This window comes from Lentibacillus sp. JNUCC-1 (assembly GCF_009741735.1).
Classification (GTDB): domain Bacteria; phylum Bacillota; class Bacilli; order Bacillales; family Amphibacillaceae; genus Lentibacillus_B.
The window spans coordinates 1,208,108-1,227,105 of record NZ_WHOH01000003.1 but is presented as its reverse complement, the minus strand read 5'-3'; the positions used below and the strand labels follow the sequence as shown (position 1 = coordinate 1,227,105).

The 18,998-nt window shown below is 41.8% G+C and carries 20 protein-coding genes and 2 pseudogenes; 2 read left to right on the top strand and 20 right to left on the bottom strand.

The features are described 5' to 3' along the window. Window positions 1-2: 2 nt before the first annotated feature. The 8 genes and pseudogenes from resB to JNUCC1_RS16715 form a co-directional block, all read right to left on the bottom strand. Entirely contained in the window at window positions 3-1,643 is a 1,641-nt protein-coding gene (gene resB, locus JNUCC1_RS16750) for a cytochrome c biogenesis protein ResB (RefSeq protein ID WP_156646710.1), read from the bottom strand. 18 nt (window positions 1,644-1,661) lie between these two features. Then, window positions 1,662-2,234 carry a thiol-disulfide oxidoreductase ResA gene (gene resA / locus JNUCC1_RS16745; RefSeq protein WP_156646707.1) on the bottom strand — a complete coding sequence of 191 codons (573 nt, stop codon included), beginning with the start codon at window positions 2,232-2,234 and terminating at the stop codon, window positions 1,662-1,664. 52 nt (window positions 2,235-2,286) lie between these two features. Next, window positions 2,287-3,030, bottom strand: a complete 744-nt coding sequence (locus tag JNUCC1_RS16740) for a pseudouridine synthase (RefSeq protein WP_156646705.1) — start codon at window positions 3,028-3,030, stop codon at window positions 2,287-2,289. Window positions 3,031-3,091: 61 nt separating this feature from the next. Then, window positions 3,092-3,621 (bottom strand): annotated as a pseudogene (locus JNUCC1_RS16735) (spore maturation protein). 1 nt (window position 3,622) lies between these two features. Further along, window positions 3,623-4,207, bottom strand: a complete 585-nt coding sequence (locus tag JNUCC1_RS16730) for a nucleoside recognition domain-containing protein (RefSeq protein ID WP_156646703.1) — start codon at window positions 4,205-4,207, stop codon at window positions 3,623-3,625. Continuing rightward, window positions 4,200-5,146 (bottom strand): annotated as a pseudogene (locus tag JNUCC1_RS16725) (D-alanyl-D-alanine carboxypeptidase family protein). Before JNUCC1_RS16725 ends, JNUCC1_RS16730 begins: the two are co-directional and overlap by 8 nt. Before the next feature lie 236 nt (window positions 5,147-5,382). Beyond that, the gene (gene scpB, locus JNUCC1_RS16720) at window positions 5,383-5,964 is read right to left on the bottom strand and encodes an SMC-Scp complex subunit ScpB (RefSeq protein WP_331713839.1); all 582 of its coding nucleotides are present in this window, start codon (window positions 5,962-5,964) and stop codon (window positions 5,383-5,385) included. Next, complete coding sequence (locus tag JNUCC1_RS16715; protein ID WP_156646701.1) at window positions 5,964-6,695, bottom strand: segregation/condensation protein A; 732 nt, start codon at window positions 6,693-6,695, stop codon at window positions 5,964-5,966. The genes scpB and JNUCC1_RS16715 overlap by 1 nt, the downstream gene beginning before the upstream one ends. Window positions 6,696-6,842: 147 nt before the next feature. Between JNUCC1_RS16715 and JNUCC1_RS16710 the strand changes: the two genes are divergently transcribed. Next, window positions 6,843-6,929 carry a YjcZ family sporulation protein gene (locus JNUCC1_RS16710; RefSeq protein WP_156647170.1) on the top strand — a complete coding sequence of 29 codons (87 nt, stop codon included), beginning with the start codon at window positions 6,843-6,845 and terminating at the stop codon, window positions 6,927-6,929. Between the two features lie 56 nt (window positions 6,930-6,985). Here the strand turns inward: JNUCC1_RS16710 and JNUCC1_RS16705 are convergent, their stop codons facing one another. The 7 genes from JNUCC1_RS16705 to JNUCC1_RS16675 all read right to left on the bottom strand — a co-directional run bounded on the left by JNUCC1_RS16705 (window position 6,986) and on the right by JNUCC1_RS16675 (window position 12,396). Beyond that, the gene (locus JNUCC1_RS16705; RefSeq protein ID WP_156646699.1) at window positions 6,986-7,351 is read right to left on the bottom strand and encodes a GNAT family N-acetyltransferase; all 366 of its coding nucleotides are present in this window, start codon (window positions 7,349-7,351) and stop codon (window positions 6,986-6,988) included. A 169-nt stretch (window positions 7,352-7,520) separates the two neighbouring features. Further along, window positions 7,521-7,979, bottom strand: coding sequence for a site-2 protease family protein (locus tag JNUCC1_RS16700; protein WP_156646697.1), 459 nt, complete (start codon window positions 7,977-7,979; stop codon window positions 7,521-7,523). Window positions 7,980-8,003: 24 nt separating this feature from the next. After that, window positions 8,004-8,438 carry a peptidylprolyl isomerase gene (locus JNUCC1_RS16695; RefSeq protein WP_156646695.1) on the bottom strand — a complete coding sequence of 145 codons (435 nt, stop codon included), beginning with the start codon at window positions 8,436-8,438 and terminating at the stop codon, window positions 8,004-8,006. A gap of 27 nt (window positions 8,439-8,465) precedes the next feature. After that, window positions 8,466-9,773 carry a diaminopimelate decarboxylase gene (lysA, locus tag JNUCC1_RS16690; protein ID WP_156646693.1) on the bottom strand — a complete coding sequence of 436 codons (1,308 nt, stop codon included), beginning with the start codon at window positions 9,771-9,773 and terminating at the stop codon, window positions 8,466-8,468. 86 nt (window positions 9,774-9,859) lie between these two features. After that, window positions 9,860-11,335 carry a spore germination protein gene (locus JNUCC1_RS16685; RefSeq protein ID WP_156647169.1) on the bottom strand — a complete coding sequence of 492 codons (1,476 nt, stop codon included), beginning with the start codon at window positions 11,333-11,335 and terminating at the stop codon, window positions 9,860-9,862. A gap of 37 nt (window positions 11,336-11,372) precedes the next feature. Continuing rightward, a complete protein-coding gene (locus JNUCC1_RS16680; protein WP_156646691.1) occupies window positions 11,373-11,801 on the bottom strand; it encodes a stage V sporulation protein AB in 429 nt (142 codons plus the stop codon). Next, the gene (locus tag JNUCC1_RS16675; RefSeq protein ID WP_156646689.1) at window positions 11,794-12,396 is read right to left on the bottom strand and encodes a stage V sporulation protein AA; all 603 of its coding nucleotides are present in this window, start codon (window positions 12,394-12,396) and stop codon (window positions 11,794-11,796) included. The genes JNUCC1_RS16680 and JNUCC1_RS16675 overlap by 8 nt, the downstream gene beginning before the upstream one ends. A gap of 640 nt (window positions 12,397-13,036) precedes the next feature. On the opposite strand from JNUCC1_RS16675, the gene JNUCC1_RS16670 reads away from it, so the two are divergent. After that, window positions 13,037-14,260: an IS110 family transposase gene (locus tag JNUCC1_RS16670; protein ID WP_156646162.1), complete on the top strand. Its 1,224-nt coding sequence runs from the start codon at window positions 13,037-13,039 to the stop codon at window positions 14,258-14,260. Between the two features lie 468 nt (window positions 14,261-14,728). Here JNUCC1_RS16670 and sigF read toward each other — a convergent pair whose 3' ends face one another. The 5 genes from sigF to JNUCC1_RS16645 all read right to left on the bottom strand — a co-directional run bounded on the left by sigF (window position 14,729) and on the right by JNUCC1_RS16645 (window position 18,983). Then, window positions 14,729-15,478, bottom strand: coding sequence for an RNA polymerase sporulation sigma factor SigF (gene sigF / locus JNUCC1_RS16665; protein WP_156646687.1), 750 nt, complete (start codon window positions 15,476-15,478; stop codon window positions 14,729-14,731). 10 nt (window positions 15,479-15,488) lie between these two features. Beyond that, window positions 15,489-15,929 (bottom strand): anti-sigma F factor, encoded by a 441-nt coding sequence (gene spoIIAB / locus JNUCC1_RS16660; RefSeq protein ID WP_156646685.1) that lies wholly within the window; start codon window positions 15,927-15,929, stop codon window positions 15,489-15,491. After that, entirely contained in the window at window positions 15,926-16,279 is a 354-nt protein-coding gene (gene spoIIAA / locus JNUCC1_RS16655; RefSeq protein ID WP_156646683.1) for an anti-sigma F factor antagonist, read from the bottom strand. Before spoIIAA ends, spoIIAB begins: the two co-directional genes overlap by 4 nt. Before the next feature lie 95 nt (window positions 16,280-16,374). Then, complete coding sequence (locus tag JNUCC1_RS16650; RefSeq protein WP_156646681.1) at window positions 16,375-17,565, bottom strand: D-alanyl-D-alanine carboxypeptidase family protein; 1,191 nt, start codon at window positions 17,563-17,565, stop codon at window positions 16,375-16,377. A gap of 110 nt (window positions 17,566-17,675) precedes the next feature. Then, window positions 17,676-18,983: a pyrimidine-nucleoside phosphorylase gene (locus JNUCC1_RS16645; protein ID WP_331713838.1), complete on the bottom strand. Its 1,308-nt coding sequence runs from the start codon at window positions 18,981-18,983 to the stop codon at window positions 17,676-17,678. Window positions 18,984-18,998: the final 15 nt, after the last annotated feature.

The following is an 18,998-nucleotide window of genomic DNA, read 5'->3' as shown; positions in this document are numbered from 1 at the left end:
CATTATTCCAACTCTTGTTGATCATTTACGTTGTTGATATCTGTATCTGAAATGACTTTATCTATGTCTTTTTTCAGTCCAAACCAGTTCTTATTCGTGTGAGCGGCAAGCAAAACACCATCGTCTTTCATATTAAGCCAAATACGTCTGTGCTGCCAATACATGCCTTGAATAACGCCAATCATAAAAATAGCGGCACCCAGACCAAAAAACGGCAACGTATAATCACGGCGCACAGTCAGCCCACTTACGTTATGAAGTTCAGCATCAACGAGCTCGACCACGTATTCATTTTCACCAGTTGCATCGAAATTGATGGGGTTTTCCATAAAATCCCCTACAAAACTGACTTCAGGTGTCTCAACATCCGGTGCTGTCACTTTAAATACAAATGCTGGGTTTTTTGTCTCATCTGTTCTTGATTTAGGCCCATTTTCACCCATATAATAATCCGGATAGTAATCTCTGATTGCGACTTCTATCCCGTTATCAAGCTCATAGGTCGATCGGGGTTTGTTCAGATCTACTTTAAATTGTCCGGCAATGTCGCCCTCATCTTTTTTTCCGACTGCAAAGGTGACAGAGCTGAATTCGTTTAACTGGTAACCCGCCTGATACAATGAATAGCCTTCGAACTTATAAGGGTTGTTCATATAGATCTCGGCTTCGTCATACTTTTCTAACTGCTGGTCTTCGGCGGACACGTCCTGGCCTTTCGCACGATAGATTGTAGCGTTGGTTTGGAAGTTACTCGGAACAACACCTTGTTTTTTAATGGCTTCTCCGAAAAGTTCATCGTCTTCGTCATATGTTTCCAAAATAAATTCTTTGTTTTCGATGTAAAATTCTTGATTTGTCCCTGGTATAACTTTCTGTTCGCCTTCTCTAACCCACACATATTCGTCCAGATACATCCATGGTGTCGTTCTCAACAAGGCGGCAAGAAGGATAATAATTAAGCCGATGTGGTTCACATATGGGCCCCATCTTGAAAAACGGCCTTTTTCAGCCAGAATATGCCCATCTTCATTCCGAACCTTATATTTTTGCTTTTTAAGAGCGTTAATCACTTTTTCTTTTTCTTCATCTGTCACATGATCTGTTTGACTGAACAGACGCTGCCGCTCCAAAAAAGTTTTATGCCGCTTTGCCTTTTGGTTCTTTAATGCTTTGTGAAGCGGTAAAAAACGGTCCAAGCTGCAAATGACAAGCGATACACCGATTAAAGCAATTAGAATCATGTACCACCAAGAGCTGTATAACTCATGAAAGCCCAGTTGGTAAAATATTTTTCCAGTCAGACCATAGGCACTTTCATAAAATATGGCTGGATCTCTTGAAACAGCATCTTGAGGTATGTATGCCCGCTGCGGGTAGATCGTGCCAATCGCTGAGGCAATCAATGCCAGGACGATCAGCCATACACCTACTTTTACTGATGAAAAAAAGCTCCATATTTTGTCAATAATTGATTTATTATATGTTTGTGAACGCCGCGCGCTGCCTTCATAACGCATATTGAGCAGTTTTTTCTCATCGTTTCCATCAATATGCTGATTTCCTTCTACCGGCTTTCCACATGCTTCGCAAAGCACTGTGCCTTCCGGGTTAACGTGGCCGCATTCACATTTGATATGTTTCATTAAAACCCCTCATTCCCTTTATTCAGGCATGATGTCCTTGAGATGCCCTTCAAGCCTGTCCAGTGTTAATGCTCCCTCAACCTTTTCTACAATGACTCCATCAGGGTCAATGAAAAATGTTGTAGGAATTGGGCCGATTTTATATTTCTCCCGTACAGTATCCTTTTTATCCTGTGGGATTGGAAACGTGAGGCCATACTGTTCAATGAACTGATCAATCCGAAGCTCAGTGTTGTCAAGACTGACAGCTACAATTTCAATGCCTTTATCCTTATACTCAGGATATAAATTTTGCATATACGGCATTTCTGCTTTACATGGGTCACAGAATGTTGCCCAGAAATTAAGCATAACCCCTTTTCCTTGCAAATCACTTAATCTGACTTTTTCCATTTCATTGTGCTCATTCACCTGCATAAGTTCAAAGTCTGGAGCTTGGTCTCCAGCCTTGTAAATTGACTTATCTTTTTGTAAATTATCGATTAGTGCATAGACAACTGCTGCCAAAAGCACAGCTAATATAACGCTTCGAATGATTAAACGTTTCCTTTTTTTCTTCTGCTTCGCTTTTTTTCTCTCTTCCAAGCTCATTCGACATCACTCCCGCCGCCATTATACCATTTATACACAGTGGAAATTATGACTATTCTTCAACATTTTCCATGGCTAGAGCACGCATTTGTTTAACTTCATGCGGTGTCAACGGACGAATATCTCCCGGCTGCATGCCATCGAGTGTTAGTAACCCGTATTGTTCACGCTTCAATTTTAACACAGGAAACCCGATTCCCTCCATCATTCGGCGTACATGACGATTTTTGCCTTCGTTCAAAACGATCTTCACGATAGCAGTGTTTTTTTGTTTATCTGTTGAAAGGATCTGATAGTGAACAGCTTTGAGTACATCCTGTTCAGATTTGATGCCCTTTCTGATCCGATTCAAGTCTGCTTTATCAGGTATGCCCTTTACCTTAGCAACGTAGACTTTGTCAATCTCATGGCTTGGATGCATTAGCAAATTGGCGAAATCTCCATCATTTGTAAGCAGGATGATTCCTGATGAATCAAAGTCAAGACGTCCTACCGGATAAATGCGTTCACTGATTTCTGGAAGAAAATCTGTTACCACTTTTCTGCCCTTATCATCACGCACACTTGATATGACGCCGCGGGGTTTGTACAGTAAAAAGTAAACAGGTTCTTCTTTCTCTATCGGCCCCCCTTCAACCTCGATTCGATCAGAAGGCAGCACCTTCACTCCCAGCTCCCGTACAACATTCCCATTCACTTTCACCTTGCCATCCACAATCATCTGCTCGGCTTTTCGTCTCGAGGCAACACCACTTCGAGCCATAACTTTTTGCAAACGTTCTTTTGAACTTGTCATATAGATCCACCATTCTTTTTAAAATAAAAATACAGCGTTAACTCAATGTTAACGCCTACCATCAATTGAATACAATCGTTACAATAATGATCGAAGCTATTATACCAATTACATCCGCAACAAGTCCAACCTTTAGGGCATAGCCCATTTTCCTGATGCCCACTGCCCCGAAATAAACGGTAATAATATAAAGCGTTGTGTCCGTACTTCCTTGCATGGTTGAGGCAAGCCTGCCAAGAAACGAGTCTGGTCCATGGGTGCCGATAATTTCTGTCGTCATGCCGAGCGCTGCTGTCCCAGATATTGGCCTTACCAAGGCTAAAGGGATGATATCAGGTGGAATCCCAACAAAGGAAAGTGCGGGGATATCATTACAATAAATGCTTCCAGTGCACCTGAACTTCGAAGTATGGATATGGAAACAATCATACCGACTAGAAACGGCAGTATGGAAAACGCCATCTTAATACCTTCTTTCCCGCCTTCCACAAATAATTCATATGCGGGAACACGTTTCCAGGTGGATAAAATAAGGACAATCAGTATAAAGCACGGAATCATCCACGTACTCAAGCTTGTGATGAGACTCATATCATTTCCTCCGTATGCTCCGGTAGTAAAAAAAACGATCAATCATAATGGCACCTAATGTGGAAATGACGGTTGCTACAATGGTCGTCCCTACAATTTCTGTAGGTGAAATGGAATCGTATTGCATTCTAATCGCTATAACAGTGGTTGGGATGATGGTTAGACTGGATGTATTGAGTGCCAAAAATGTGATCATGGACCGTGAAGCTGAATCAGATCGACTGAGTGATTTCATTTGTTCCATTGCTTTAATCCCCATGGGTGTGGCTGCATTCCCAAGACCGAACAGGTTGGCCGTCATATTTGAGAGGATATAGCCTATAGCAGGGTGGTCTTTAGGGATTTCCGGGAACAGCCATTCAACAAACGGGCGAAATACCTTTGCCAAAAACCGCAACATCCCAGCGTGCTCAGCAACCTTCATAATACCAAGCCAAAACACAAGGATGCTTATTAATCCGATTGACAGTGTTACCGCTTCACCAGCACTTTCGAATATGGCTTGGTTCACCTGCTCCATCGTGCCGTTAAACATCGCGTACACAATACCAATCATCGCCATTGCAGCCCAAATATAATTAACCATCGCCATGCATTCCAATCATTTGCTTGAAAACAGTTGTGATGTTGGCTTTTAAAGACGTTCGATCTGGGACCGCATCAGCTGTTTGTTTTGTGAGCGTGCGACCGATCGTGTTGCCATTCAAATAATAAATAGTTTTTCTGGCTAAATCAGACTTCACAGTTTGTTTAACGAGTTGATCCTGTTCGTCAGTACTAAGTGGATAAAAAAAGGACTTTCCATGCTCTGCGTCTTCTTGTTCCTTTAATTCTTTTAGCGTATAGGCGTCATAAGCCCAGTCATACATCTTTATGTGGTCATTCCAATCATCAGGTGCATTCAAGGTGACAGCTATTAAATCCATATTGTTTTTTTGGGCACTCGAAACCAGCGTACGCCCGGCTTTTTTTGTAAAACCGGTTTTTCCACCTGTGCAATATTTATAATAAGAGGTGAGAAGTTTATTTTTGTTCTTCCAAGCGTATGCTCTTGATTCCGCTTTATATAAAGGGGTCTCCGATATCTCACGAAACACGTCGTTATCCATGGCATATCGCATTAATAACGCCATATCGTAGGCTGATGAATAGTGTTGATCCGAATGAAGGCCATGGGGTTCTCAAAATGTGTTTGTGTCATTCCAAGCCAGGACGCTTTTTCGTTCATCAAGTGCGCGAACCCTTCCACACTACCGCCGATGTGCTCACTGAGTGTTATAGCTGCATCGTTTCCCGACCTGAGCATCAAGCCATACACAAGATCTTTCACGGTCATTTTTTCACCTTGCTCTAAATAAATTGCCGAACCTTCAGCATGAACAGCTCGTTTACTGGCAATTGCTGTTTCATCCATTTTCCCGGATTCCACAACCAAAATCGCAGTCATAATTTTAGTGATACTGGCCACTGGCTGCTGTTCATGCGGCTGTTTCTCAAATAATACACGTCCGCTTGTTTGATCCATCAACACAGCATTTTCAGCAGATACACTTGGTTTTTCATTAGCTAATACAGTAGAAACCGGCAATAACAGTATACACATGAACGTTAAAAAGACTGACCTCATATCAGACAACCTCCCAGGGCTTGTTTCCTTATATGCATATGCACAGACAACCCCATTATGAACCAGGGATTAACAAACATTATGTTTCAAAAACAAAAACATCGCTTACGGGGCGATGTTTGCAGGTGATAGGTCTATTCTGTTTCATCATTGAATGCATCAAAAAATAAATCTGCTTCCTCTGTAATATCTTGAACATCAACTTCACTGGGAAGTTCTGGGAGTTCTTCCAACGTGCTCAAACCAAAATAAGTTAAAAAAGTCTTACTTGTTCCAAATAATACTGGCCTTCCCGCTCCTTCTTTACGGCCGACTTCTTCAACCAGGGAGCGTGCTGCAAGGGTTTGAACGGCTCGATCACTATTTACGCCACGGATATGTTCTATTTCCGTCCGCGTAATGGGTTGTCCATACGCAATTATAGCAAGTGTTTCAAGTGAAGCTTGTGACAATTTGCTGGTGTGTGGCGTATTGAGCAATTTTTGAACATAAGGGCTGTATTCCGGTTTCGTCGTTAAGAAATATGTTTCCTGGGATTCTGCAAGCATGATGCCACTCTGCTTATTATCATAATCGAACTTTAACTCTTCCAATAAATGTTGAATCATTTCACTTTCAACTTCAAGCACATGTGACAACTGTCTAACCTTAACACCCTCGTCCCCACTCGCAAATAGAAGACTTTCAATAATAGCTTTGATCTCTTTGTATTCCACTATGCGCCCTCCCCATAAATTATAATAGGATCAAAGTGGTGTTTTTGCTCACAGAGAATAGAGTTGTGTTTCATTAATTCAAGAACAGCGATAAACGTGACCACAATATGGGAACGTGTATAAGTGTCGAATAAATGATCAAACCGTATCCCTTTATGGTTAGCTTTGACCATATCTAATACTTGATCCATGCGGTCTTCTATAGAAATATCAGTGCGCTGCACGGTGGTATCAAGTGGCTCATTCCACTTCTGACGCTCCAGCACATGGGCAAGTGCATCCAGCATGTCATAGATCGAGACAGCGCCCGGTTCCATGAGAGGTTTTGCTTCGTTTTTTTCTAACTGCACAGGTGGACGCGTATAAACGCCAAGAGCCTCATTCTCTTTTTCCTCGAGATGTTTAGCGGCTTCTTTATATTTTTTATACTCGATCAGCTGTTCCATAAGTTCCTGACGAGGATCTTCTTCATATTCATCTTCTTCATCAAATTCTTGTTTAGGCAAAAGCATCTGGCTTTTGAGTGCTAAAAGGGTCGATGCCATAACCAGATATTCGCTTGCAACATTTAACTCAAGCTGCTGCATCGCATGAATGTAGCCCATATATTGTTCCGTGATTTGCGCAACAGGGATATCATAAATATCAATTTCATATTGATAGATTAAATGGAGCAGCAAATCGAGCGGACCTTCAAATGCATCCAGCTTTACTTCATATGACAAACTCATTGGGTTTCTCCTTATCTCGAATAAATATTCATTTATGTATGACCGCCCAAACGCTTTCCGGAGATGCTACATACGTTAATCATGTAAGATGAAAAAATATGTCAGAGCAAGTTTCTGACAAGAATTCTTTTAAGGAGGCATTCACTTATGAGTGGTGGATATTACGGTGGAGGATTTGCGTTAATCGTTGTTTTGTTTATTCTCTTGATTATTGTTGGCGCTGCGTGGTTCTAAACCAGCCATGCTAAAAGAGGGAATAAGCCAGCTCGCTACAAAAGGGGCTGGCTTATTTAATCATCAATGTCCTGTTCTTCACAAGAATCGATAAATGATTCTGTCATGTCATTTGAACAAACGGCATATTTATCCCTATACATTTTTTTCACTTCATGAACCATACGCTTTCCGACACCCATATTACGATGTGAAGGATTAACTGTAATATGCTGAATGACGGCATTGATCTCATCATCAATGCGTACACCAATAGCTCCTATGGCATCATCACCCTGTTTCCATAAAAATAAATGCCAGTCTTTATTTGTTTCATATTCTTTAATCGTTTGTTGGAGTTTTTTGACATCCTTCTCCTCAGGCATAAAGGACAATAAGCCCATAGCTATTTTTTCAAAAGCTTTTTTATAGCGAATTAACATAGTTATCCCTCTTTAAATTAGCAATCTATTAAGGTTGCTGTATTAGGTTCAAGTGGTTGATATATATTTATGCACGAATACAAAACTTTGTCAACCTGTCAAAATCGGTTTGGATTATTTTTAATCAGTTTGAACAATTAATCATTATTACATACCTAAACCGATCGAATTATTGAAACTGCTTTTTAAACAGATTGGCTGCAATAATATAGCCATCTGATTGCCTCTGTTTTATCTTAAGAGGAATCAGATTCATAATACCAAGCCACATATTATACAAAATGAACCATTCAATTAAAGGAAGACTGATCCAATTTAATGCCATCAATCCAATAAGGGAAGCAAAGACGTTTAAAAGCGGCCCACAAAGCGAAATCCATGTTTTCTCAAGTGGTGTAAATGGAGATTCTCTGGTCTGCTCAGCTGAGGCACCAATGAAAAACATTCTATGAACTGTTATCGTTAATCGGCCAAAATCAAGTTGCCATAACGGGCGTCCGCTGCCAATAATCATGTTAAACCGGTCAGAATGGACAGCCGCAGCAGCAGCCATATGTCCGGCTTCATGAAGCGCGTTCGACACAGGGACGATGACAATCAGGAAAAGCATTATGATGAGCACACCCATAAACGTCACCTGCTTCCCAGTTTATTATTCTGTTATTTTAACTTCTTTCATGACATCGTCATTATTCATGGCTTTAACATGCTCCATTCCCGAAGTTACCTTACCAAAAACAGTATGCACCCCGTCAAGATGAGGCTGAGGTTCATGCACAATAAAAAATTGACAACTTCCTGTGTCTTTCCCAGCATGTGCCATTGAAAGACTTCCAGTTTCATGACGATGAGGGTTATTGTCTGTTTCGCATTTAATCGTATAACCAGCTGATCCTGTTCCATTTCCTTTTGGACAACCGCCTTGACTGACAAACCCATCGATCACGCGATGAAAAGTCAACCCGTCATAAAAACCGTCTTGTATAAGGGAGGCGAAATTTTCCACTGTCTTTGGTGCTGCCTCAGGGTACAGTTCGAATTCAATTTTTCCGTCATTATTCATGAGTATATATCCTTTATTAGCCATTTGTACATCTCCTTAAATTTTTATGTATCATTCATACGATAAGTCATTCTTTATGATATCGTCAAGTGATTCCCGTCTAACGACTAATTGGTCCCGGCCTTCCTCCACAAAAACAACAGCAGGTTTAGGGAACCGATTGTAATTGTTCGCCATTGAAAAGCCATATGCACCTGTCGAATAAACAGCCAAAATATCGCCTGGTTCTGTTTCGGGAACGGTTAGTTCATCAATCAGCATATCTCCTGATTCACAGCATTTACCAGCTATGGATACCGTGGAGCTGGTTTTTTTCGCCGCTTTATTGGCCACGACGCCATGATAATCCGCATTATAGAGCGCTGGGCGGATATTATCTGTCATGCCGCCATCAACAGATACGTACGTTCTAATATTCGGTAAGTGTTTGATGGCACCAACTGAATACAAGGTCAAACCGGCGTTACCGACAATAGCTCTGCCTGGTTCGAGCCATATCTCAGGGAACGGTATATCCAAGGCTTTAACCCGTCCCCTGACATCATTAATTAGAGAAGCAATCATCTCTTCATATCGAACCAAGGGGTCTTGATCTGTATACTGAATGCCAAAGCCGCCTCCAAAGTTCATTACCTTAGGCTCATAGCCTGTTTCCTCATGCCATTGCCTTATCTTTTTAAACAAACGTGCTGAAGCCTGCGTATAACTTGAAGAATCAGTAAGCTGTGACCCCAAATGGCAGTGGAGTCCTTTTAAATGAATGTTAGAGTGACTGACGAGGCGCGTGAATGCTTCATCAGCTTGTCCGTTAAATAGATCGAATCCAAATTTAGAATCCTCGTGGCCTGTCATAATATATTGATGGGTATGAGATGCTACCCCTGGTGTAACACGCATGAGAACATCCATATGCTGTGTATCGCCAAGCTCATTCTCCAGCAAGGTAATGTCATGGAAATTATCAAGCACCACACACCCTATGTCTTCCTCAACCGCCATAGAGAATTCCTCACGGGTTTTGTTATTGCCATGAAGATGAATCTTTTCTTTTGGAAACCCAGCCCTAATAGCGGTATAAAGTTCCCCGGTTGAAACCACATCAAGACTTAATCCTTCTTGTTTAATGATCTGCAGCATGGCAATGGTTGAAAAGGCCTTACTGGCATAAGCAATCTGACCTCTAACCCCTAAAGTTTTTAAAGCGTCTTTAAAGATACGGGCGTTCTGCCGTATGCGTGTAACGTCGTAGACATATAAAGGCGTGTCATAATGCTTTGCCAGATCAACTGTATCGATTCCGCCAATCGTTAAATGGCCTAATTCGTTCACCTTATAGGATTCATATTGTTTAATAGACATCCGACCATCCCCAATCCGAGATCGTTCATTCGATAAAAACACAATACCACAATAATGGGCAAAGTTAAAGAAGGCCCTGCCAAGGATTATTTGACCGGCTGCCGGTAGTTGTTTTCAGGATGGACAATACTTGGTCGTTTATTGGAAAATGGCACAGGCACACGGATGATAATTTGCATCATCGCTTTAAAATTAAACGGAATAAACGGCCACAAATATGGCGTATTCAGTGCGGATAAACGCACCAGCCATAACGTATAAACCAGAACACCAATCAGAAAACCCTTTAAACCGAACAATGCAGTTACGATCACAAGAAAAACATTAGCCAACTTATTGGCAACGCTTAGTTCATAACTGGGTGTGACATACCCTCCGATTGCAGATAAAGATACATACAAAATAACCTCTGGGCTAAACATCCCGACGTCTATGGCGATCTGACCAATTAACACTGCTGCGATTAATCCCATAGCTGTCGAGAGCGGTGTGGGTGTATGAATTGCAGCCATACGCAGAAATTCAATTCCCGCCATGCCCATAATGATCTGAATAGAGATAGGGATATTGCCTTCTTCATTGGGACCAATAAAGGACAATGCTTTTGGGAGTAATGTGGGATCCATCACAAATAGCAGCCATAAGGGCAATAAGAAAATCGACATCAATACAGCACAAAATCGCAGCCATCTGATGACTGTCCCAATCACAGGGGACTGATGGAACTCTTCAGCATGCTGCATGTGATGAAAGAACGTTGCAGGCACTATGATGGCGCTTGGCGAGGTGTCCACAAGTATCACAACATGCCCTTCCAGCAAATGTGTAGCTGCCACATCAGGGCGTTCGGTAAATCGGACCATTGGATACGGAATGATGCCCCGCTTCACAATGAATTCCTCGAGGGATTTCTCTGCCATAGAGATCCCATCAATCTCAATTTCATTGATTTTGCTTTTTACCAGATCGATCAGCCCTTTGTCGGCAACATCCTGCAAATAAGCAACACACACATCTGTTTTAGAGCGTTCACCGACTTTCAACATTTCATTGCGGAGGCGTTCATCACGAATGCGGCGCCGTGTCAGAGCTGTATTTATGACCACGTTTTCTGTATATCCATCCCGTGAACCTCTTATCACACGCTCTGTATCAGGCTCTTCTGGCGTGCGCCCCGGATATGAACGCACATCAATAACATATCCTTTAGTGAAACCATCAATAAACACAACGATCAATCCAGAAAGAAGCTGATCAACGGCCTCGTCCATCGTATCAACCGCATTAACCTGTTGATGAACAAGTCTATTTTGAATAATGTCATCCAACTTTTGACTTTGTCTCTCATCATCATTGATCCTTACAAGTTGCTCCAACAATTCTACAATGATAGGCGTTTCAGTCAAGCCAGTTAAATAATAAATGTAGACATCTTTTTTCAAGAGCGTCAGTTTTCGAAATCCCAAATCAAATGAAACACCTATACCCAGGTGCTCTTTCATATAGGCCTCATTGACTTTAATGCGCCTTGAAACAGGCGCTTTATGTTTTCTTTTTGACATGTCCTTCGCCATAAAACCCACCACATTTCTTTTAAAACTACTGAACAAAATAAAGCCATTGAAACAACGACCCGGCAACTTTGCCAAAAACAATTGCCATCATTAATCCTTTCAAGTATCGGTTAAGTCCGATGCGCTTTGATAATAACGGAAACACATTAAGAATTTCCGTCAAACCAGCTGCAATCATCCCCACAAAAATCCCATGAAATGCCCCCCATATAACAACAAGGATAACAGGGTGATCCCAGGAGACATCGGCAAAACTTAAATAAATGCCGAACATGGAACCTAGTATGATACATGCTGCATACACTTTAAGGAGGTGACTTGTTTTGCTTAATTGAATCAGCCTGGGGATGATGCCCAATACGGTCAAAAAAGCCACATAACCTGCTCCCACTGCCAAACCTCCAGCAAAACCGATGATGCTTTCTGCCACCCTTAATACGATCTCTTTAATCATGAAGTTTATTCTCATGCTGGACAGCATATTGATCAAGGCTTTGCTGATAATTGAAGATCTCAACTTCTAGTGGGCTTGGTTCTTCGTTAAATCGCTTTTTAAACCAATGATTAAAAAACAACAGCATTCCGACCCCAAGGCCGATTGAATAAGGAATTTGCAGCCAAAGGGGATATTCTTTCTTTTCCCCTGTTATGATATAATGTAGTTTTTGCTGAACTTCTTGCATGCTGACATCATAATGGAAATTCATAATGGTCATAGCGGTTCCAATGAATAGCAGCAGCCAGATGAAAGCGACAATCACAATTGGTGTTCTCTTCCGCTGTTTATGCACACGGATAATCGCTTCATTTGGACCAACCATTTGAAACTCAGCATCTGAAAATATCTCATTCAGATGATCAATAACCATAAAGCCATCGATCACAACTGTATTCTGGTCTTTCTCTGTCATACGATAAATGTCGGTCTCCAAAAGATGTGATTTAAGAGCTGACGGAGCGGAAATATATGCAATGTCATTTAATTTCAACAGTTTCATATCAGTCAAATCAACATTCTTCCTCATCCGCAAATATACAGTGTCAACCATAACTCACCATTCCTTCATCAAAAAGGTTACCCCTTATTATGACCAACACCCCTCAAAATTATCAAAACCACTTCACATTTGACACAAACTACGAACTAGTGAAAGTTTTTAAGAGCGTTCTTACTACATAAGATGAAGGCAAATCAATGTGCATAGTAAGCAGATCGTGATTTGCGCTCCGGGAAGTCGCTTTAACTTTATCACAGCTCAAGTGCGACATCTGTTCAAGAAGGACACTTTAACAGTGTCTTCTAGCCGCGGGCACGGCCTCAGCCTCCTTGCCCCGGCAAGGGGTATGTCGACGTTGCCCGCAAAGGGCGGTTTTAGTCGACCATCCTTAATGTAACGCTGTGGGGTCTTCGGACTCGTGCTGTTCCCGGAGTCAACCATGTATCGCAAAAAACGCTATACACCACAAGGGGATGAAAATAGATGTAGGGTGGCGATACTAGTGCTACGGCTGGATGAGGAAGGTCGATACTCCTTGGTGCCTTAGAGCCCTACCCGCAGTCTGACTCCTTCGACCACGGCGCATCACTTATTGTTGCTCCCTTTCGGGAAGCACTCATGGTAGATTAACCCTATTCTGGTTGTTGCGCCAGCCTTAAAATATTTAATGCCGTAGAAAGGATGCTTTTCAATGGATATACTCATTGAAAGAGCATGCGGTTTGGATGTCCACAAAGACAACATTACTGCATGCATTATCACACCAAAAGGAAAGGAGATTGAAACATTTTCAACCAAAACTGTTTATCTGATCGGATTAGTGGATTGGATCAAGGAACACAAATGCACACATGTTGCGATGGAAAGCACGAGTGTCTACTGGAAACCAATTGTTAATTTGTTAGAAGCAGAAGATATTGAATTCTTAGTAGTGAATGCGCAACATATTAAAGCTGTTCCAGGAAGAAAAACAGATGTCAAAGATGCTGAATGGATTGCTAAGCTTCTTCGTCATGGTTTACTAAAGGCTAGCTTCATTCCAGATCGGAAACAAAGGGAACTACGTGAACTTGTTCGGTATCGTAGAAGCATCATCGAAGAACGTGCGAGACAACTCAATCGAATTCAGAAAGTCCTAGAAGGCGCTAACATCAAACTAGGTTCTGTTGTTTCTAACATTACAGGCGTCTCTTCTCTTGATATGCTTCGGTCTATAGCTAATGGCGTTGAAGACCTTGATGTTTTAGCCAATTATGCAAGAGGCGTAATGAAACAGAAAAAAGAACAACTAAAACTTGCTCTACAAGGTTATATACAAGATCATCAGCGGTTCATGATAAAGACTATTATAGACCACTATGATTACCTTACTAAAACAATAGATATGCTTGATGAAGAGATAGCTCAAAGAATGAGTGAATATCAGGAAGATATTGAGCGACTGGATTCAATCCCAGGAATAGCAACAAGAATGGCTGAACAAATACTTGCAGAGCTTGGAACAAATATTAAAAAACAATTTCCTACTGCACCGCAAATGTGTTCATGGGCGGGGTTAGTTCCCGGTAATAATGAAAGTGCTGGGAAACGTAAATCATCTAGAACTAGGAATGGAAATAAATATTTGAAATCTGCATTAATTGAAGCAGCTCATTCACTTCGGGGTTCCAAGACCTATCTCGGAGCACTCTATCGTCGTACGGCTGCCCGTAAGGGTAGAAAACGAGCAGCAATTGTAGTTGCTCATGCCATTTTACGAATAGCCTACTATCTACTAACTCGTAAAGAGATGTATGTAGATTTAGGCGAAGATCACTTCGACAAGCAAAGAAAACAATCTATTGTTAACCATTCACTGCGCCGCCTAGAAAGTTTAGGATATACAGTTGATATTAAGGAACAAGAAGTATCTTAACATCTTACTGATTCTATACCCATTAGACATTGGCGCTCTCCTACTTTTTTTAAAAAAGAATGAGCTGCGTCTACTTTAGTATTGCCATTTTTAAGTATTATAGTATTTTAATTTTCATGGTAGGAGTCGACTTCCCTCCGCTCCAATCACTTTATTTAATTCAGAGGCTTGGACGGTTCTACTCACATAAGAGTTAGGGAATAATCACTCATACCAAGCTCGGGGGAAACACGGAGACTCCTGCGGGATGCAAAGCCTCGATGAGACCCCGGAGGTCGGCAGAGGGGAAGGAAGGCTAAAACCGCGACGTCCTGTCGCAACGCCTTCATGACCCACATCCTGTGGGCCCGAGGCTCAGCAGCGCCCGCGGAAAGCGCAGTGTTTCCCCCGAGCCGCTGAGCGAGGCAGTTACAAGTTAGTTCGCAGTTTACTTATATAACGAAAAAAGCCGTCTTGATTGACGGCTTTTTAGAGGTTCATGCGTGTTTTTAGGTCTTGCAGTATTTTTTTCTCGAGTCGGGATACTTGGACCTGGGAAATTCCTAATCGGTCGGCGACTTCGGATTGTGTTTGGTCTTTGTAGTATCTGAGATAGACGATAAGTCGTTCCCTTTCCTTCAGAGTGCGGATTGTCTCTTCAAGCGACATTTTATCAAACCAGCTTGTGTCCGAATCAGCTATCTGATCAAGAAGTGTAATTGGATCACCGTCATTTTCAAACACTGTTTCATGGATCGATTGCGGTGAACGTGCAGCATCTTCAGCAAGAACGATATCCTCAACTGGTATGCCCAAGCTGTCAGCAAGTTCATTAACGGACGGTGATCGCCCGAATTCTTTTGTCAGCCGTTCCTTTTCCCTCCGTACTTTATTGGAGGTTTCTTTAAGTGATCTGCTCACCTTAAGGGTGCCGTCATCCCGAATGAACCGCTGAATTTCTCCAATAATCATGGGGACAGCGTAGGTTGAAAACCGTACATCATACGATAGATCAAATTTATCTATGGATTTAATTAAACCGATGCTGCCAATCTGAAACAAATCATCCGGATCGTAACCCCGATTGATAAATCGTTGAACAACAGACCAGACCAGTCGCGTATTTTTCTCTACAAGGAGGTCTCGGGCCGCTTGATCCCCCTGTTGACTTCTATGGATATATGTTTTCACCTGTTCATCGGTCAATTGACGTTTTTTTTCGGTTACATTCACATCCATGGCGGCCCCTCTATTTGCAAACCGTTTTGCTCGTAGTAAGTTGCTTTTTCATTTGGATGATGGTTCCTTGATTTTCCCCAGAAGTCACGTCAATGACATCCATAAAGTTCTCCATGATGGTGAAACCCATTCCAGAGCGTTCCAGCTCGGGTTTGGATGTGTATAGCGGCTGTCTGGCTTCCTCAAGATTTCCAATTCCGCACCCATCATCCTTTACAGTGAGTTCAACTTCTTCGTCATGCAGGACACACGTAATGGTGATCGTGCCCGTCGGCTGGTTGTGATAACCATGAATAATTGAATTTGTTACGGCCTCAGAAACGACTGTTTTAATTTCCGTCAATTCATCCATTGTGGGATCAAGCTGAGAAATAAAGGCAGCCACAGTCACTCTGGCAAACGATTCATTTTCGCTCAAACTTGAAAATTGTATAGACATTTCATTTCTCATGAAGCCACCCCCAAAGTTGCCAAGGCCCCTGTTTCACTTTCTTCCAGGCGAACGATTTTAAATAACCCCGACATTTCGAATAGACGTTTAACTGGAGAGGAAATCGCACATACCACCATTTCTCCCCCCAGTTGTGACACTTCTTTGTACCTGCCAAGTACAACACCCAATCCTGAACTGTCCATAAATGTAACATCTTCAAGATTTAATATGACATGCTGAACAGCGTTATTATAAATCATACTTTTCCATTCTTCGCGAAGTTCTTCGGCTTCATGATGATCCAGTTCCCCTGATAATCTGACAATCAAAACATCTTCCCGCACTTCAAACATTATCCTCAACCCCATATGTTCTCCTCCTTGAAAAAATGCTGTATTGCTTACTTCTCCATTCAGTAAAAGAAATCCTGCCAGCTGACAAAAGAAGAAGCAAATCGGCATATTTAGTCTTTCTTTGCTATTTCTTGCATGGCTCGTTTAAACAACATATATACAGATGCCTTTGATAGGTCCCGGTCAATAATTAGTGGTGTTTGTGACATGACTCTATCCCCATCTTTGACAACCAATGTTCCAACTCGATCCCCGGCCTTCAACGGAAGTGTGATATCTTTATCCATGTTCACAGTTGTTGAAATGTTTTCAGAAGGATTCCCTTTTTTAAACATAGTACTAACAGATTCTGACGCAACTACTGGTGTTTGTGCATGGTCTGCCTTTAACATTTCCAGATGTGTGATAACGTCGCCTTTATTAAATAAACGTGTTGTATCATATTGACTAAAAGCATAGTCGAGCATACCCGATACCATTTGATTGCGCTCTTTGGATGTTTCGGCGCCCATTACAACTGCTATCAGCCTCATCCCGTCCTTCTCTGCACTTGCAGTCAAGCCATATTTAGCTTCACTTGTATAGCCTGTCTTAAGCCCATCCACACCTGGATAAAATTTAACAAGTTTATTCGTATTCACAAGCCAGAATTCATTTTCTTTCCCTTTTCGTAAATAATCTTCATAAATTGATGTATAATCTGTTATAGTTTCGTATTTTAATAATTCTTTTGCCATTATAGCCAGGTCATGAGCAGTAGTATAGTGATCTTTGGCCGGGAGCCCCGATGGATTCTGGAACTTTGTGTGTTCCAGGCTAAGTGCTTTTGCCTTCTCGTTCATCTTTTTAACAAAGGCTTCTTCGCTGCCGCCAATGCGTTCAGCAAGGGCCATACTCGCATCATTCGCCGATCCAATGGCAATTCCTTTAAGCATGTCTTTAACAGACATTTCTTCGCCTGCTTCCAAAAATATTTGTGTGCCGCCCATAGACGCCGCACGTTCGCTCACACGCACCATTTCGTCCAGTTTCAATTCACCTTTATCCAATGCTTCCATAATGAGTAAAAGGGTCATGATTTTGGTCATGCTTGCAGGAGGCAGGACCTCATTTTCGTTCTTCTTGAAAATAACCTGCCCGGTATCACGTTCTATTAATATGGCCGATTTAGCAGTCGCAGCAAGCTTGAGGTTGTCAGCATTTTCTTCCTTTTCTTCTCTATGACTTTCACCGTTAACAGGCGCAATTGCTGTGAATAAAGACAACACTGCCACGACAGCAATGAGCAGATACTTTTTCATAGTTTTCCCTCCAACAATTTAATATATATAGTTAGGATTGCCGAGGGCCATCATTTTTATACTAGAAAATAAAAGACACACATGATTTATTCATGTGTGTCTTTTTCATATTATGAATTTGTAATGGTATCATAAATCAAGGTTGGCAGCTTAACTTCTTCATCCTGAATATGAATGCTGTTATATAATTTCTCTTTAACTTGAGTAATATCAGCGTGATTTGTATGAATGGTTGCGAGCGACTCGCCTTCATGAACATGATCACCAATTTTTTTGTTGAGCACGATTCCAACTGCGAGATCAATTACTGAGTCTTTTGTGGTTCTTCCCGCCCCCAGCATAGCTGCTGCAGCTCCAACACTATTACAGTCGAATTGGGCTACAATGCCATCGGCTTGAGCTGGCAATTCAATTTGATGCTGTGCTGTCGGAAGCTTATTCGGTTCATCTACAACACTGGCATCACCGCCCTGAGCTGTTATGAAAGTCTTGAATTGCTCAAGTGCTTTTCCATTTGTTAATTGTTCTTTCAGCAATGATTTTGCTTCATCGATTGATCCCGATTTCCCTGAGAGAACAACCATCTGACTGCCAAGCGTCAAACAGAGCTCGGTGAGGTCTTCAGGTCCGTGTCCTTTTAATGTATCAATCGCTTCTTTTACTTCCAGGGCATTCCCAATCGCTTTTCCAAGTGGCTGATTCATATCTGAAATGACCGCCATCGTTTGTCTGTCAACATGACGACCAATACTGACCATCGCACGGGCAAGTTCTCTTGCGTCTTCCAATTCCTCCATAAATGCCCCAGATCCAACTTTTACATCAAGTACAATGGCATCAGCACCCGAAGCAATTTTTTTACTCATAATGGAACTTGCGATTAAAGGGATCGAGTTGACTGTGGCAGTCACATCTCGTAAGCTGTAAAGCTTCTTGTCTGCAGGGGTCAGATTCCCGGTTTGCCCAACGACGGCAGCTTTATTTTTATTCACAAGATTGATAAATTCTTCTGTGGTAATTTCTACATGAAAACCTGGAATTGCTTCCAATTTATCGATGGTACCACCAGTATGACCGAGTCCACGTCCGCTCATTTTGGCAACAGGCACGCCCAGAGAGGCAACAAGAGGCGCAAGAATCAAAGTTGTTGTATCCCCTACTCCCCCTGTGGAATGCTTGTCTACCTTAATCCCCTCAATTGCTGATAGGTCAATCATATCGCCTGATTCTGTCATGGCCATGGTGATCAGACCACGCTCTTCATCAGTCATGTCGTTAAAATAAATGGCCATGAGCAAAGCACTTGCCTGGTAATCCGGGATGTTGCCGTTTGTATATTCTGTTATAAAATAACGGATCTCTGCTTCTGATAAAGCCAAACCATCTCTTTTTTTAGTAATGATATCGTACATTCTCACGTTTTTTCACCTGCA